Below are 16,997 nucleotides of genomic sequence, written 5' to 3'. Positions count from 1 at the left end.
TCATCTGCATTACATTGCTGTTTCAAGATCTGTTTTTTCTTGGAAAAACGACCATTCGGCAAAAATCCTGTTTGGCAAGGATACAGGATGTTTCTATATTTCATAAATTTACAACAACAATAGACCTAATTAAAAGAAATGAAACGTTTTTTGGTATTGCTCACACTGCAAAGTGTACTCTTTCAATTATTTGCTCAGATTCCAAGCGGCTACTACAGTGCAGCCGACGGCTATTGTGGCGCCAGTTTGAAAACCGCCCTCTACAAGGTGATCAATGCACACACCGCATTGAGTTATGACGCCCTTTGGAATGCCTTCAAGACAACCGACAAAAGAGCTGACGGAAAAGTTTGGGACATGTATTCTTCGAGCACCAACTTTGTGTTCGGAGCCGATCAGGCTGGTCAGTACTCTAAAGAAGGCGATGTATACAATCGCGAACATTCCTTCCCCAAGAGCTGGTTCAATGATGCCCGCCCTATGTACACAGACTTGTTCCATCTCTATCCTACAGACGGCTATGTAAACGGCCGTCGCAGCAACTATCCCTTTGGCGAAACAGACAGTCCGACCTATACTTCCAATGGAGGATTCAGCAAATTAGGCCCCTCTTCTACTCCCGGTTATAACGGTATCGTATTTGAACCGGCAGACGAATATAAGGGCGACTTTGCACGAACTTATTTCTATATGGCTACCTGCTACGAGAACCAGATAGCCAAATGGAGCAGTCCGATGCTGGCCGGAAACGCATATCCCGCCTATACCGACTGGGCGGTGACCATGTTGTTGCGCTGGGCCGAAGAGGACCCGGTAAGCCAAAAAGAGATTGACCGCAACAACGAAGTATATAAATTGCAGAAAAACCGCAATCCGTTCATCGACTATCCCGGCCTTGAAGAATACATTTGGGGAGAGAAAATGGATGTGATCTTCGATTCCGAAAATTACGACGGCTCCGGACAAGGAGGAGATCCTCAGGTGATGACTCCGGTGTTCTCACCGGCATCAGGCACCGTAAACAAGGGCACGAATATCCAGATTACAACCGGCACTCCGGGAGCCCGGATTGTATACTCTTTAAACGGCGGTGCCGAGGTGACCGTCAACAATCCGGCTAACCTGACCATCAACGAAAGCACAACCATCACAGCCTATGCCCTGTTGGATGGTGTAAAGAGCCAGTCTGCAACAGCCACATATACCATCTCAGATGATGGAGGCGACACTCCTTCCGTATCCGGTTTGTGGACCTTCTCACCGGTAACCTCAACAGCCGACCTCACTCCGGGGGCACAATATCTCATCGTGTGCGAAGAACTCAGTGTGGCCATGGGCGCACAGGGTAAAGATATCCGCAGCTATGGAGAGATTGGATTCGACAACGGATTGATTCATACCGAAGTAAATGGAAACGGACAACCTTACACCTTTGTATTGGGAGGTAGCGCCGGCCAATATACGTTCTACGATGCTACGGCCCAGTGTTATCTGTCTTTGAACAGCAGTGCCAATAAATTGCACACAACAACCGACAAGAACAGCGAAAATGCCTTATGGAATATTGAAATCACCAACGAAGGTACTCAGATCATCAACTGTGCCTATAGCAGCAGAAGCATCCAGTATAATGCCGGAGCACCAAGATTTGCCTGCTACGAATCACAGCAGAAAGCTGTAAACCTCTATAAATTACAATCCGTAAACCTGACGATTGACCATAACGGCTACATCACTTATTACAGCGACCAGCCATTCTATCTGCCGGCAGGCCTTCAGGCCGGTACAGTAAACGGCATACAAACTGCCGGCAATTACGTGACTATAGACTGGCATTATCAGGGTGGAGCTGTTGTACCGAGCGAAACCGGTGTGCTTATTAAGGGTGCAGCCGGAAACTATGTATGCAAAATCAGTCAGACAGATGCGGAAAAGCCTGCAAACAACTGGTTGAAAGGAAGTGTTGCTGATGCCGAAACAGAGGGAACAGACTGTCTGTTCTACAAACTGTCAACAGATGTGGACCAGCCTGTCGGCTTCTATTGGGGTGCAGAAAACGGCGGTGCATTCACCAATTCAGCACATAAGGCTTATTTGGCCGTACCGAAAGCTGCTGCAAGCGGCATCAACTATTTTGCATTGGATAAATCTACCGGCATTCAGCTGCCTGCAAATGCAACAAACAAACGGGTAAACGTTTACTCAATCAGCGGCACCCTGCTCAAAAAACAGGTAAAGGAAAGAGGTGCGCTGGATGGTCTGCCTGCCGGTATCTATCTGATTAATGGAAAGAAAGTATTGAAATAAAATGTTTAATATTAAATTCTGAGATTATGAAAACGAGATTGTCCTTTAAGGCGCTTACATGTTTTCTGATGCTTTTTAGCGCTCAAGTGCTTTTTGCAGCAGAATACATTATTACAAAAAGCGAACTTATTGCCCAAGGCAAAGAAAGTAGCGATTTTACAATTCAGGGATTTCACTTCGTCGGTGAAAATGGTACAGCCAATGTACCAGCACGAATCTGGACAGATGGTTTAAGAACCTATGCCGGTAATATATTGACAATTACAGCTCCTAACGACGAACTCATTACAGCCATTGAATTTACTAATGGTGAAAAGATGAACTGGAGCAGTTCTAATGGACAGAACATCGTAGAAATCAACCCTTGCATAAAGGCAACCGTTTCTCAAATTCGCATTCTTACCAATGGAGAGGATACTGAAAATGTAGCTTCACCTTCATTATCTGCCGAAGAAGGTATCTATCAAAATCCATTTGAACTTACCATAACAGCAGAAGAAGGTGCTATTATCAAATATACAACAGACGATACCGAACCAAGTCTGAACAATGGTGAAGTTTATTCTTCACCTATTACCATTGACAAAACAACAACAATCAAGGCTGTTGCCATCAAAGGTGATTTGGTAAGTTCGGTAACTAAGGCTACATATACATTCATTACTCTGGAGGGAAATGGTAGCCTTGAAAAGCCATATACTCTGAACGATATCAAATATTTGAATGCTGGCACAGAAGGATGGTTTACGGGAACAATTTTAGGCTCTTATGAGAATGGTGGTAATATTGCTTCAAAACCCATAAATTCCAATTGGGCGATAGGCACAGGAGATGACATCATTCCTGTTCAACTGGGAGCCGGCCCGTTACGAAATGCTGTAAATATTGTTGATAACAGTTCTTTCATCGGTAAGGAAGTTTCCTTCTATGGTACTAAAGAACGCTATTTTGATACAGACAACGGAATCAAAGGCACCAGCCAAGTATTTGGTCTTTACGACCTGAACATCACAGAAGCCGGTTACAGCACTTACTACGCAAACCATGCCTTCGTTGTCCCAACGGGTGTTGAGATCGGTATCGTAACCAATGCGTCAACTGCAAATGCTACTCTGACTATAGACTGGAGCGCATATAAAGAAGGAGAAATTGTTCCGGCAAACACAGGTGTTCTGTTGAAAGGAAACGAAGGTACTTATTCTTATATTGTAGATGATTCTGAGGCAAAGACTCCTGCCGAAAACCTGCTGAAAGGCTCTGTTGCCGAAGCCACTACTGAAGGCGAAAACTGTTTGTTCTACAAGCTGTCCTACGACAACAACGGTGAGAACCTGGGATTCTATTGGGCTGCCGAAAACGGTGCTGCATTTACCAATGGTGCCCACAAGGCTTATCTGGCACTTCCAACCGAAATTGCCAAGAACACAAGAGGCTTTGGTCTGGAAGGCGACGGAACAACCGGCATTGACCAGATTGTAAACGGACAAGCACTGGTTAATGTATATACTATCGACGGAATTCTGGTACGTAAGCAGGTTCTGGAGAATCAGGCACTTAACGGTCTGAAGAAAGGCATTTATATTGTAAACGGAAAGAAAGTTATCAAATAAACATCATAGACATTATGAAAAAAAGAATCTATCAGACTCCCAAGATGGAGTTGATGCAGGTTGAAGCTGAAAGCCAGCTGTTGAGCGCTTCTCTGGGACTTAACGATGAAGTCAGCAACGGAACTCAGCTGGGTAACGAAGAAAGCGATTTTAATGTGTGGGGAGAATAAAACTCTACAGACTCATTTTTACTCAAAAACCGAACAGACCCGTCTCAACGACTGAGCCTGTTCGGTTTTTTTATATCCCATGATAACACAAAAAATTCATCGGGATCATTTTTTCCGTTCATCTCAATGAAGTTACAAAATCATCCTGATGATTTTTTTCAGCCATCAGAACCCGATTCCATACCCCATAAAAAAACAGATGTGCATCACACTCCGGTCATGCACATCTGATTATCTTTTTCTGTGTTTATGTAAGGGGATTAGTCCTCGCAAACCTCGAAGTCATCCTTGCCCACACCGCACAAAGGACAAACCCAATCTTCTGGAATATCCTCAAATGCAGTTCCCGGTGCAATACCTGAATCCGGATCACCTACAACTGGATCATAAACCCACTGACAAACTGTACAAATATACTTCTTCATCTCACTTAATTTTAATTTTCAATATTCTAATTTAATTCTCTGGTGCAAGTATAATAAATAAAATACACATTTGGACTGATTACAGAGTAGATTTAAGATTCTTTAATAAGCCCTTCAGTTCTGCTACTCCTTCCGAGGCTCCTTTCTGAATAAACTGAATGCCTCGTGCTCCATGAGTTTCTACCGGCTTGGGATCAATCAGATATACCGGAACGGAAGGAGAAACATAATGAATCAGTCCGGCCGCCGGATAAACATTCAGAGAAGTTCCGATAATCACGAATATATCAGCCGTCTGCACTTCCTCTATAGCCTTTTCTATCATCGGTACCGGCTCGCCAAACCACACGATAAACGGACGCAACTGCGACCCGTCCTTGGCCTGATCGCCCCAGCGGATCTCATGGTCCACCGGAATATCCACAATACAACGCGCGTCATTCGGATTACGTGAAGAAGTGGCTTTCGTCAGTTCACCATGCAGATGAATCACATTCGTGCTTCCGGCGCGCTCATGCAGATTATCCACATTCTGCGTCACAATCACCATTTGATAATCTCTTTCCATCTCGGCCAGCAGTCTGTGCCCCGCACAAGGCTCCACGTCAGCCAGCTGCCGACGGCGGTCGTTATAGAACTGAAGCACCAGCTGGGGGTTGCGTTCATAACCTTCTATCGAAGCCACATCCTCCACCCGGAACTGTTCCCACAAACCATTGGAATCGCGAAAGGTTGTGATTCCGCTTTCGGCAGACATGCCTGCTCCGGTCAATACGACAATCTTTTTCATGCTGTAAGAAACATTGTATCCATTTTCTACAAAAATACAAATAAAAAACAACAAACAGAAAAATGCGCCAGAACAATTATTCGCTCCTGATGATTTCCGCTGGATTTATCCGTGATATATCCCGGATTCGTACATAAACGGCCAAGGTAATCAGCAAGACCACAAAAAGCAGGATGCCTCCGTAAAACAGGATACCTGTATCTATGAACGAATGGTACGTTCTGCGCAACTCACCCAACAGGAAATCCACAATCGGGAACGCCACAACAGCCGTTGATAAAACCAATACAAGATACAACCGCGCAAACAGCAAGACGATCTGCCATGTTCCCGCTCCGTTTATCTTTCTGATGGCCATCTCCTTACGGCGATGTTCCGTGTCGAGAGTGATGGCTGAGTAGATACCAAGCAGAGATATAACCAGTGCCACCACCGCCATAAAAAGAACAATGTTTCTCAACTCAAATTCCACAGCATAAACTTCACGTATATCATCCATCATGGTGCGCATTTTGATTTCTACACTCTCTGGTATGGCTTTACGCATCACATGCTGCACGGCGTGCATGGCTTCCTTCTGTCTGTCGGCACTATATTTCACATAACAGTGCATAAAATCATCGGAATAATCAGAAAAGGTAAACATAAAGCCGTTTGACTGACCTTCAGGATAATTTGATATGACGAGCGGAGCGGATATGCCAACCAACTTATATTCCTTACTATAATCATACAGAACAGTTCCAAGCGAATCCTTGTGAATCCGTTTCGACAATACTTCGTCAATAACCATCTCGTCAGCTGTTCGCAGCTCGCATCCGGACTGGATTTTCAGATTCATAAACTTGAAGTAACCAGGTGAAACACGCATCACATTGGCATCAAAAAATTGTTCTCTTCCCTCTGTAAGGTAAAGAGGTGTATAGGTAGTAGCGTACAGATCATTGCCATCAGAAGTAATGACATCTTCCACTCCTGGACATTTACGGATTTCTTCTACAAGAAATCTCTTTGCAGGAACATCCAGAAACGGAAATTCAAAAGGAATGCTCAAAATCCGTTCCTTATCCGATAGAGACAAGGTTCCGAGAACAGAATGACTTGTTTTTGCGGACTGTAAATACAAGGCTACGGCAAAAGAAATGAAAATCCAGCCTACAAACAACTGGATTCCCAAAGATATGTTTCTCAACCGATGACGGCCGTATCTTCTTGCAGAACTGATCCCGAGACTCTGATTTACATAGGATTTACGAATCCTGAAGATCACAAAAAGTGATATGACAACGCATAAAGCCATCAATCCCACAAAATAAGTAAATACCTGCCACATAAGTACATCCGGTTCTATGGTAAAACTGAGATTCACAAAGGCGAGATTAAGGAAAGGCGACAAAAGTTCAATAAGCAGAAACGTAAAGAATGCTGACAATATAATGGAAACGCCAATCTGCACAAAGAACATGAGAAACAGATCCTTAAATCCGGCACCATTGACTCTGCGGATATGACACTCCCTCACTCTAATAAAGAAAGAGCCCGTAATGAAATGCAGGAAATTGAGCAGACCTACCAGCAAGACAAGTATTCCGGCAATAAGCGTTGTATAGCAGATAGAAAGAACTTCATTATCCTTCCAGAAGCTGGCACCGAACTTTTCGAAACGAATACTGGCATCTTTACCAAAGATATGATAGACAAGTTTCCTTCTATTTACCTCGTCCACAAGTCGTGACAATTCTTCTTCGTCATGAATCAAAGTATAAGTACTGGCGCCTGTCAGGTCTTTGTTGTCTATATTTACCAGTCCTTCCGTATCGTTTATAACCAACGCATCCATTTTACGGAGAAAACCCAGACTATTGTTCAAAGGCAAATCTTTGGCAACAGCCTGTATGGTATAGCTTATTCCTCCATCACGGGGTGTAGTGTCCGGCGACGGATACAAACGGTGGGAAAGAATCATATGTTTTCCTATAGCCTGCTCGGCTTTTCCAAAGAGACGCTCCGCCGCACTCTCAAAAAGAATCACCGAATTAGGACCATGCGTAGCCTGCTCCCAACTTCCAAACAAAATCTCCGGCGTAAAAATCTCATGGTAAACCGAATCGGTTTCCATACACATCAGGGTATAGGGCAGAAGCTTTTCTTCCGACACTTCTACCTGATACGTACGTTCCCCGGGATTAACTACCACACAAAAGGTTTCTGTACCTAAACCCTGATTTCTTAAATAGCCGGCAAGTTGTCCGTTTGTTCCAAGATAACTCCCCCCGTCTTCCTTATTCATACCCACTTCCATAATCCGGTCCTTGTTACGGAAACAACTGTCGGTACTGAATATGAATCTGCTACAATAAAGACAAATACTGAAACAAAACAACGACACGGCCAAACCTAATATGGCTATCAGATTTTGCATCTTGAATCGCATCTGACTGCGTACGGCTATCTTCAAATAATGTAATATCATATCATGGCTTTTAAGTTTATTACTCTGACGGCTCTATACCATCATGCATTCAAAAATCGTGCCAATTTATATCCTATTGGTTTTAAACGAATTACAAAAACAGTCATGATTGATTAGCGTGCGCATCCGCACGTTTTTAGTGCGAATTCGCACACAGCGCACCAAGTCATGATGAATCAGAAGCCGTCAGCTGTTATGGATTCTTATGAAACACAACAGTTTCATAACTGTATGTTTTTGAATAAGCTATCGTTATTTATACAAAAAAAAGAAAAATAAACGGGTGATGCAAGATTTAGTCAGCGAAAACTATTAACTTTGCGGCCGTGAAAAAATACAGAAAACAAATCATATAACAAATTAAGAAATGGATAAGATTAGCTATGCATTAGGTTTGGGTATCGGCCAGCAATTGAGCAGTATGAATGCCAAAGATATCTGTGTAGATGACTTTGCACAAGCAATTAAGGATGTGCTGAACAATAACGAGCTGGCTGTTTCTCATAAGGAAGCACAACAAATCGTCAATAAATATCTCCAAGAGAAAGAGGAAGAGCAGGCAAAAGAGATGAAATCTGCCGGAATCGAGTTCCTGAAAAAGAACGCCGAGAAGGAAGGTGTCATCACCACTGCTTCTGGCTTGCAGTATATGGTACTGAGCGAGGGTAACGGAAAGAGCCCTAAAGCTACTGACCAGGTAAAATGTCACTACGAAGGTATGCTGATTGACGGTTCTCTCTTTGACAGCAGCTTGCAGCGCGGCACCCCGGCCACCTTCCCTCTGAACGGTGTGATCGCCGGATGGACCGAAGGTTTGCAGCTGATGAAGGAAGGAAGCAAGTACCGTTTCTTCATTCCTTACGAACTGGGTTACGGAACCCGCGGTGCCGGTGCTTCAATTCCTCCTTACAGCACTCTGATTTTCGATGTAGAGCTGATCGAGGTTCTTTAATCCATCATAAACAGGTAATAACTTAAATTATAAATAGAACAATGAAAAAAACTAGTTTTATTATGGCTGCAGCCCTGGTTGCAACCATGGCATCTTGCTCTAAGTCTGGAGCTCCTAAAGCAGACTTGAAAACAGACGTTGACTCTTTGAGCTATTCTATCGGTCTGGCACAGACTCAGGGTCTGAAAGCATATTTGGCTAACACTGTAGGCATCGACACTACCGATATGGCTGAGTTCATCAAAGGTTTGAACGAAGGTGCAAATGCCGGTGACGACAAGAAGAAGATGGCTTACTTTGCCGGTGTTCAGATCGGACAGCAGATCAGCCAGCAGATGATGAAGGGCATCAACTACGAACTCTATGGAGAGGATTCTACCCAGACTATCAGCCTGAAGAACTTCATGGCCGGATTCGTAAGCGGTGTAAACGGCAAGACTGACATCATGACTGTAGAGCAGGCTCAGGAACTGGCTACCAAGAAGATGGAAAGCATCAAGAAGGAGCAGATGGAAAAGAAATACGGCGACAACAAGAAGAAGAGCGAAGAGTATATGGCTAACATCGCCAAGAAGGCTGGTGTAAAGGCTCTGGCAAATGGCGTTTACTATGAGGTAATTACCGAAGGTAAGGGTGCTATCCCAGCTGACACTTCTCGCGTAAAGGTGAAATACGAGGGTAAACTGATCGACGGTACTGTATTCGACAAGACTGAAACAGATCCGATCACTTTCTCTTGCAACGCTGTAATCCCAGGATGGACTGAGGCTCTGACTCACATGCCTGTTGGTTCTAAGTGGATCGTTTACATCCCACAGGATCAGGCTTATGGTGCAAGAGAGGCTGGAAACATCAAACCTTTCTCTGCTTTGACTTTCACTATTGAACTGATTGATATCGAGTCTGCAAAATAATTGACCGATGAGATATTCTAAATTCCTGATTCTGTCGCTGGCTCTGCTGACCTTCTTTGGCGGTCAGATGGATGCACGCAAGACAAGAAAGGACAAGAAGAATGCTGAAAAGGTAGATACTTGCTCGGTGGATACCTTCAGCTATGCCATCGGACTGGCCAACAGCGACGGACTGAAAAACTATCTGGCCAACAGAATGGGAGTGGACATGGGCTACATGGCCGACTTCCTGAAAGGTTTCGATGCGGACATGAACAGCGAAGAGGCTAAAAAGGCTATTGCCTACACTGCCGGTCTGCAAATCCGCAAGCAGGTAGAGGAACAGATCATCCCGCAAATTGACAAACAGATTGCCGGAAACGATACTGTGAAAACGGTAAAAGGTGACTTGTTTATCGACGGATTCAGAACTGCCATTGCCGGACAGGAGACTAAGATGACACTGGATCATGCTCAGGACCTGGCCAAAAAGCAGATGGAATACTATCAGAACGCTCTGATGGAAAAACGCTTCGGCGCCAATAAAAAAGCCGGAGAAGAATTCCTGAAAGCAAATGCCAAGGAAAAAGGCGTGAAGAAACTGCCTAGCGGAGTGCAATACAAGATCTTACAGGAGGGTAACGGAGCCATTCCGGCCGACTCTTCTACTGTAAAGGTGCACTACGAAGGCCGCCTCATCGACGGAACAATCTTCGACAGTTCTTACAAGCGCAATGAGCCGGCGGTATTTGGCTGCAAACAGGTGATCAAGGGATGGACCGAGATTCTGACCAAAATGCCGGTCGGATCAAAATGGGAAATCTATATCCCGCAGGAAATGGGATATGGCGCACGCGAGGCAGGAAAGATTCCTCCTTACTCGGCGCTGATATTCACCGTAGAGCTTCTGGATATTGTGAAATAGCATATTGCTTTATAAAAAGAAGGCATCAACCTAGGTTTGATGCCTTTTTTTTGTTAAAAGCAGGCACCGTACTGAATAAATCCTTATATTTGCTTACTTTTTGACAATCTCTAATCAAACACACAGATAACAGTAAGACATTATGGAAAAAATAGATCTTTTGGACAAGAAAATTCTGGAAATCATATCAAACAACGCGCGCATCCCGTTCAAGGATGTGGCTGCGGTATGCGGGGTTTCCAGAGCAGCCATACACCAGCGTGTACAGCGCCTCATCGACATGGGCGTGATTGTGGGCTCGGGCTATCAGGTGAATCCTAAAAGCTTGGGATACAGCACTTGCACTTATGTCGGTATCAAACTCGAAAAGGGGTCTATGTACAAAAGAGTGGTTGAGGAACTGATGAAGATTCCCGAAATCGTGGAATGTCACTTCACAACAGGTCCGTACACCATGCTGACCAAACTTTATGCACGCGACAATTCACACCTGATGGAACTGCTCAACAACAAGATGCAGGAAATTCCGGGTGTGGTAGCTACAGAAACTCTGATCTCTCTGGAACAGAGCATCAAGAAAGAAATTCCAATCGGAATTGATGATATAGAAAACGAATAAACAGAAGCATAATGAAAGAAGGGGCTTTTTGCTGGCAGCAGACTTATGACAGAATGCACCAGTCTTTTCCGGGATATACAGCACAGCCGGTAATCGGCATCACCGGTAACTTTGGAGACAAGGGATGCGAACTGGCCGAAGGCTACTTCAAATCGGTGCTGCACGCCGGTGCAACTCCCGTAATCATCCCGCCATTTGCCGATAAGGATGCCTTAATCAATCTGTTGGACCACGTGGACGGCTTGCTGTTCTCGGGAGGAGGCGACATCAATCCGCTGTATCTGGATGAAGAACCGGTACGGGAACTGGGGGGTATTAACGCAGAACGCGACCTTCCGGAACTGTTACTGGCCCGCCTGGCCTACGACCGCCAGATTCCGATGCTGGGCATCTGCCGCGGCATTCAGGTGCTTGCCGCAGCTCTTGGTGGAACCGTTCATCAGGATATCTACAGTTCTTGCTCTTCGCAACAACCGCTGCTCAAGCACAGTCAGAATCTGGACCGTAGCCATGCCTCGCATCTCGTCCATATCGAACCGGGCTCTTTACTGCATGGCATCATGCAGACAGAGGTTTTGCCGGTAAACTCCTTCCATCATCAGGCAGTAAACGAACCGGGCGAACGGTTTACCGTATGCGCCCGTTCGGCCGACGGCATCATCGAGGCCATTGAATCGGCCGAGCATAAGTCTATCCTGGGAGTGCAGTGGCATCCGGAATGCTTCATCCTGAAACAGGACGATTGCATGATGCCTCTCTTTGAATGGCTTACACGCGAAGCGCGTTCTTTCAGCACCGCCAAACAGATGCACCGCCGCATTCTGACTTTGGACAGCCACTGCGACACGCCGATGTTCTTTGACCAGAATATCAGTTTCCACAAACGGGACTCCAAGATTCTGGTGGACCTGCATAAGATGCATGAAGGACATCTGGATGCAACCATCATGGTGGCTTATCTGAAACAGGAGGAGCGCACCGAAGCCGGACTGGCTGCTGCCACGGCAAAGGCTGACCTGATTCTGGACCAGATTGTGGACATGGCAGCCAAAAACTGCACTGCCGTGCAGATTGCACGCACGCCGGAAGACCTGTTCCGCCTGAAGGATCAGGGAAAAAAGGCCATTATGCTGGGTATAGAGAACGGATATGCATTGGGACGCGACATCCGGCTTGTGGAACATTTCAAGCAACGCGGCGTAGTTTATATCACGCTGTGCCATAACGGAAACAACGATATCTGTGACTCGGCCAAAGCACCGGAAGAGGAACACCACGGAGTGAGCGCCTTCGGCGAACAGGTGATTCAGGAAATGAACCGCCTGGGAATCATGGTTGACTTGTCGCACGCTTCGGAAAAGAGTTTCTATGATGCACTGGAAATCAGCCGCACTCCGATTGTCTGCTCGCACTCTTCCTGCCGAAGCTTGTGCGGTGTGCCGCGTAATCTGACGGATGACCAGCTGAGAAGCATCGCCCAGAAGGGAGGAGTGGTACAGGTTACCCTTTATCACGGATTCCTGAAAAAGGAAGGCGAAGCCTCTATCCTGGATGCCATGGAGCACCTGAATCACATGATCCGCATTATGGGAGTGGACCACGTGGGCATCGGTACCGATTTCGACGGCGACGGGGGCATACCGGGCTGTGCCTCGGCTTCCGAACTGATCAACTTCACACGCCGCCTGATTCTGGACCGGTACAACGAAGAGGATATCCGGAAAATATGGGGAGGAAACTTCCTGCGTGTGATGCAACAGGTACAGAACTTTAAGTAATAATCTGAAGATATGGAAAAGAAATATTGGAGCGCCCTGGCGCTTGCTGCCGTTTGTCTGCTGAGCAGCTGCGGTAAAAAGAATACATCTACCGCAACCCAAACAGAACAATCGGCTCAGGTTAATGCGGAATGCCCGACATTCAATGCCGACAGCGCTTATCAGTTTACAGCCGATCAGTGTGATTTCGGTCCGCGTACTCCGAACAGCGAGGCACACAAGGCCTGCGGCAACTATATTGCCGAGAAGTTTGCGGCTTATGGAGCCACCATCACCGACCAGTATGCCGACCTGAAAGGTTATGACGGCACTGTACTGAAAAGCCGTAACATCATCGCCTCGGTAAATCCGGATGCAGAAAAAAGAGTACTGATCTGTGCCCATTGGGACAGCCGCCCGTGGTGCGACAACGACCCGGACTCTGCCAACTGGAAAAAGCCGGTTCTGGCTGCCAACGACGGAGCCAGCGGAGTGGCGGTCATGCTCGAAATGGCCCGTATGTTGCAACAGCAGCCGCTGAGCCAGATCGGTGTGGACTTTATCTGCTTCGATGCTGAAGACTGGGGCATACCGCAATGGGCCGAAACGGCAGAAGATCATTCACAAAGCTGGTGTCTGGGCTCGCAGCACTGGTCACAGAACCCGCATAAGGAGGGTTATAAGGCCATGTATGGCATTCTGCTGGATATGGTCGGCGGACAGGGAGCAACCTTCTCGCAGGAAGCTTACTCACAGGAATATGCACCGGGAGTGGTCAATAACGTATGGAATACGGCAGAAGCATTGGGATATGGCAACTATTTCCTGAAACGCCTCAGCGGCTATATCGTGGACGACCATGTGCCGGTAAATCAGATTGCAGGCATCCCGTGCATCGACATCGTGCCTTACTTTACCGACGGCCCTTCATCATTCGGACCTACCTGGCATACAGCTAAGGATGACATGGAACATATTGACAAGAATGTACTGAAAGCTGTAGGACAAACCGTTCTGCAGGTTTTATATAACGAAAACAGAAATAATGAAAACCATTAACGAACTGCAAGACGAGGTTATTGAGGAATTCAATGACTTTGACGACTGGATGGACAAATACCAGCTGTTGATTGATCTGGGTAGCGAAGAGAAACCACTGCCCGAAGAGTATAAAACAGACCAGAATCTGATTGACGGTTGCCAAAGCCGTGTATGGCTCCAGGCTGACCTGAAGGACGGCAAGATCATTTTCCAGGCCGAAAGCGATGCCCTGATTGTAAAGGGTATTGTGCTGCTGTTGGTACGGGTGTTGTCGGATCATACACCGGACGAGATTCTGAATGCAGACTTGTATTTCATTGAACGCATCGGACTGAAGGAGCATCTCTCTCCTACCCGCAGCAATGGTCTGCTGGCCATGCTGAAACAGATGAAAATGTATGCGCTGGCTTTCAAGGCCAAAGAAAACCAATAACGGAATATAGAAAAACTCCTTATTATAATAAGCCGGTATACAGAATACCTTATTATAATAAGGAGTTTTTGTATGAATAAGAATCGGACTAGCCTTTCTGATTCCGCAACTGCTCGCGGGCTGTTTCCAGAATGGCGAAAAGCTCGTCCAGAGTTTCTGCACGCAACATGGCAATTCGGGTTTCCCGGAAATTGGGAATTCCCTTGAAAATGGGCGATGCCGCCAGATGGCGACGACTGTGCAAAATGCCCCGATACTCGTCGATACGACGCACGCTGGTGAGTACTTGCTCTTTCAAGACATCGATTTTCCAGTCGTCCGACATCACTTCATAATCACTCTCTATAATATGGTTCGAAGCAGATTCTGCCTGCTGCGGACACAAATAATCTACGATTTCCTTAAAAATCCAGGGACGGCCGAAAGTAGCCCGACCCACCATCACGGCATCCACTCCGTAACGCTCAAAATAATCCTTCGCTTTCTCGGGCGAAGTGATATCACCGTTTCCAATAATCGGAATGTGCATGCGGGGATTCTTCTTCACTTCTCCAATCAGACTCCAGTCGGCTTCACCAGTATACATTTGGGCGCGGGTGCGTCCGTGAATAGTCAGTGCCTGAATACCGCAGTCTTGCAGGCGCTCGGCCAGATCGACAATAATCTTGCTGTTTTCATCCCATCCCAGACGGGTCTTTACCGTCACCGGGATATCTACCGCACGCACAACAGCTTCAGTTATCTCAAGCATCTTTTCGGGATTCTGAAGCATACCCGCTCCGGCTCCTTTTCCGGCCACTCGCTTTACCGGACAGCCAAAGTTCAAATCGAGCACATCAGGGCGCGCCTGATCCACCACAATACGGGCCGCCTCCACCATCGGACCGACCTCCTTACCGTAAATCTGAATCGCCACCGGGCGCTCATCCTCACAGACCTTCAGCTTTTCCAGACTTCGGTTCACCATTCGGATCAGAGCATCCGCTGCCACGAACTCAGAATAGACCATGGCTGCTCCAAACTTCTTGCACAACAGACGGAAACCGATGTCCGTCACATCTTCCATAGGGGCCAAAAAGACCGGATATGGACCAAATTCGATATTTCCAATTTTCATAATGAGCGCAAAAATACGAAAAAACAAGGAGCGGATTAAGGATAAGGAGTGAAAAAGTAAACTCGAGAATCATAAAAAAAACATATATTTATCAGAACTTCTGCAACATATCCCTTAGTTATCAAGAAAAGGCAGTATCTTTGCAGCAATAAATTGATTCATAACATGACAAGAAGTGATTTCGAGATAATGGCACCGGTAGGTTCGCCTGAATCTTTTGCCGCAGCCTTGAATGCGGGTGCCGATTCCATCTATTTTGGAATAGAAAATCTGAACATGCGTGCTCACTCGGCAAGCACATTTACCATAAACGACCTGAAAAGAATTGCCCAGGAGTGTGCCGAGCGCGGAGTAAAAAGTTATCTGACAGTAAACACAATCATCTACGACGAAGACATTCCTCTGATGCATCAGATTATCGATGCCGCCAAAGAAGCCAATATCTCGGCGGTAATCGCATCGGATGTGGCCGTAATGACTTATTGCCAAAGCGTCGGTCAGGAAGTACATTTGTCTACTCAGCTGAATATCACGAATATTGAAGCCCTGAAATTCTATGCACAGTTTGCCGATGTGGTCGTACTGGCCCGCGAACTGAACATGGACCAGGTTTCCTATATCTATCAGCAGATTCAGGAACAGAAAATCTGCGGCCCGAGCGGAGAACTGGTACGCATCGAAATGTTCTGCCACGGTGCCCTGTGCATGGCCGTAAGCGGAAAATGCTATCTGAGCCTGAACAACACTGGACGCTCGGCCAACCGTGGTGCCTGCATGCAGCTTTGCCGCCGCCAATACATCGTTAAGGATAAAGAAAGCGATGTGGAACTGGAAATCGACAACCAGTATATTATGAGTCCGAAGGACTTGAAGACAGTGCGTTTCATCGACCGTATGATGAATGCGGGAGTACGGGTATTCAAGATCGAAGGCCGCGCCCGCGGACCAGAGTATGTAGACACCGTAGTGCGCTGTTATCAGGAAGCGATCCAGAGTGTGCTCGACAACAATTTTACAGAAGAGAAGAAAGATGCCTGGGATGAGCGTTTGAAACGCGTGTTCAACCGCGGATTCTGGGACGGATATTATCAGGGACAGTTCCTGGGAGAATGGACCAAGTCATACGGTTCCGATGCCACTGAAAAGAAAGTATATGTAGGTAAGGCCATCAAATACTTCTCAAATATCGAGGTAGGCGAGTTCCAGATCGAAGCGGCCGAGATGAGTGTGGGAGACAAACTCCTGATCACCGGTCCGACCACCGGAGCCATGTTCCTCACTCTGGAGGAAGTACGCTATGACCTGAAGCCGGTAGACACGGTAAAGAAAGGCATGCGCGTATCCTTTAAAGTGCCCGGAAAGATTCGTCCGAGCGACAAACTCTATAAAATGGTCAGTTCCGCACCGAAACAATAAACAAGGAAAGCCTGTATTTCATCACATACAGGCTTCTTCCTTTTAAGATGAGAAAATATTTTTATATTT

15 protein-coding genes are annotated in these 16,997 nt (G+C 46.3%); 11 read left to right on the top strand and 4 right to left on the bottom strand.

What is annotated here, in order from left to right; translation table 11 throughout:
- Positions 1-138 precede the first annotated feature (138 nt).
- From DXA74_RS04200 to DXA74_RS16285, 3 genes are read left to right on the top strand one after another with little or no spacing between them, the layout of a single operon-like run.
- Complete coding sequence (locus DXA74_RS04200) at positions 139-2,307, top strand: endonuclease (RefSeq protein WP_118525580.1); 2,169 nt, start codon at positions 139-141, stop codon at positions 2,305-2,307.
- 26 nt (positions 2,308-2,333) lie between these two features.
- Positions 2,334-3,917, top strand: a complete 1,584-nt coding sequence (locus DXA74_RS04195) for a chitobiase/beta-hexosaminidase C-terminal domain-containing protein (RefSeq protein ID WP_118525579.1) — start codon at positions 2,334-2,336, stop codon at positions 3,915-3,917.
- Positions 3,918-3,931: 14 nt separating this feature from the next.
- Positions 3,932-4,087: a hypothetical protein gene (locus DXA74_RS16285; protein ID WP_158576014.1), complete on the top strand. Its 156-nt coding sequence runs from the start codon at positions 3,932-3,934 to the stop codon at positions 4,085-4,087.
- A gap of 260 nt (positions 4,088-4,347) precedes the next feature.
- Here the strand turns inward: DXA74_RS16285 and rd are convergent, their stop codons facing one another.
- The 3 genes from rd to DXA74_RS04180 all read right to left on the bottom strand — a co-directional run bounded on the left by rd (position 4,348) and on the right by DXA74_RS04180 (position 7,775).
- Positions 4,348-4,512 carry a rubredoxin gene (gene rd / locus DXA74_RS04190; RefSeq protein WP_118525578.1) on the bottom strand — a complete coding sequence of 55 codons (165 nt, stop codon included), beginning with the start codon at positions 4,510-4,512 and terminating at the stop codon, positions 4,348-4,350.
- Positions 4,513-4,591: 79 nt separating this feature from the next.
- The gene (locus tag DXA74_RS04185) at positions 4,592-5,302 is read right to left on the bottom strand and encodes an NAD-dependent deacylase (protein ID WP_118525622.1); all 711 of its coding nucleotides are present in this window, start codon (positions 5,300-5,302) and stop codon (positions 4,592-4,594) included.
- A 76-nt stretch (positions 5,303-5,378) separates the two neighbouring features.
- Complete coding sequence (locus DXA74_RS04180) at positions 5,379-7,775, bottom strand: ABC transporter permease (protein ID WP_118525577.1); 2,397 nt, start codon at positions 7,773-7,775, stop codon at positions 5,379-5,381.
- Between the two features lie 367 nt (positions 7,776-8,142).
- Here DXA74_RS04180 and DXA74_RS04175 point away from each other — a divergent pair, with 367 nt between their 5' ends.
- The 7 genes from DXA74_RS04175 (at position 8,143) to DXA74_RS04145 (ending at position 14,395) form a co-directional block, all read left to right on the top strand.
- Positions 8,143-8,727: an FKBP-type peptidyl-prolyl cis-trans isomerase gene (locus DXA74_RS04175; RefSeq protein WP_118525576.1), complete on the top strand. Its 585-nt coding sequence runs from the start codon at positions 8,143-8,145 to the stop codon at positions 8,725-8,727.
- A gap of 41 nt (positions 8,728-8,768) precedes the next feature.
- Positions 8,769-9,641: an FKBP-type peptidyl-prolyl cis-trans isomerase gene (locus tag DXA74_RS04170; protein ID WP_199666078.1), complete on the top strand. Its 873-nt coding sequence runs from the start codon at positions 8,769-8,771 to the stop codon at positions 9,639-9,641.
- Between the two features lie 7 nt (positions 9,642-9,648).
- Positions 9,649-10,545, top strand: a complete 897-nt coding sequence (locus DXA74_RS04165; RefSeq protein ID WP_118525575.1) for an FKBP-type peptidyl-prolyl cis-trans isomerase — start codon at positions 9,649-9,651, stop codon at positions 10,543-10,545.
- 142 nt (positions 10,546-10,687) lie between these two features.
- A complete protein-coding gene (locus DXA74_RS04160) occupies positions 10,688-11,164 on the top strand; it encodes an Lrp/AsnC family transcriptional regulator (protein ID WP_118525574.1) in 477 nt (158 codons plus the stop codon).
- Positions 11,165-11,175: 11 nt separating this feature from the next.
- Positions 11,176-12,942, top strand: coding sequence for a gamma-glutamyl-gamma-aminobutyrate hydrolase family protein (locus tag DXA74_RS04155; protein ID WP_118525573.1), 1,767 nt, complete (start codon positions 11,176-11,178; stop codon positions 12,940-12,942).
- Between the two features lie 12 nt (positions 12,943-12,954).
- Positions 12,955-13,980, top strand: a complete 1,026-nt coding sequence (locus DXA74_RS04150) for a M28 family peptidase (protein ID WP_118525572.1) — start codon at positions 12,955-12,957, stop codon at positions 13,978-13,980.
- Complete coding sequence (locus DXA74_RS04145) at positions 13,967-14,395, top strand: SufE family protein (RefSeq protein WP_118525571.1); 429 nt, start codon at positions 13,967-13,969, stop codon at positions 14,393-14,395. Before DXA74_RS04150 ends, DXA74_RS04145 begins: the two co-directional genes overlap by 14 nt.
- An 88-nt stretch (positions 14,396-14,483) precedes the next feature.
- On the opposite strand, the gene dusB is transcribed toward DXA74_RS04145, so the two are convergent.
- The gene (gene dusB / locus DXA74_RS04140) at positions 14,484-15,512 is read right to left on the bottom strand and encodes a tRNA dihydrouridine synthase DusB (RefSeq protein WP_118525570.1); all 1,029 of its coding nucleotides are present in this window, start codon (positions 15,510-15,512) and stop codon (positions 14,484-14,486) included.
- Positions 15,513-15,677: 165 nt separating this feature from the next.
- Between dusB and DXA74_RS04135 the strand changes: the two genes are divergently transcribed.
- Positions 15,678-16,928: a peptidase U32 family protein gene (locus tag DXA74_RS04135; RefSeq protein ID WP_118525569.1), complete on the top strand. Its 1,251-nt coding sequence runs from the start codon at positions 15,678-15,680 to the stop codon at positions 16,926-16,928.
- The last annotated feature ends 69 nt before the right edge of the window (positions 16,929-16,997 follow it).

Source organism: Bacteroides sp. OF04-15BH (genome assembly GCF_003477995.1).
Classification (GTDB): Bacteria; Bacteroidota; Bacteroidia; order Bacteroidales; family Bacteroidaceae; genus Paraprevotella.
This window is presented reverse-complemented; position numbering and strand designations above follow the sequence as displayed.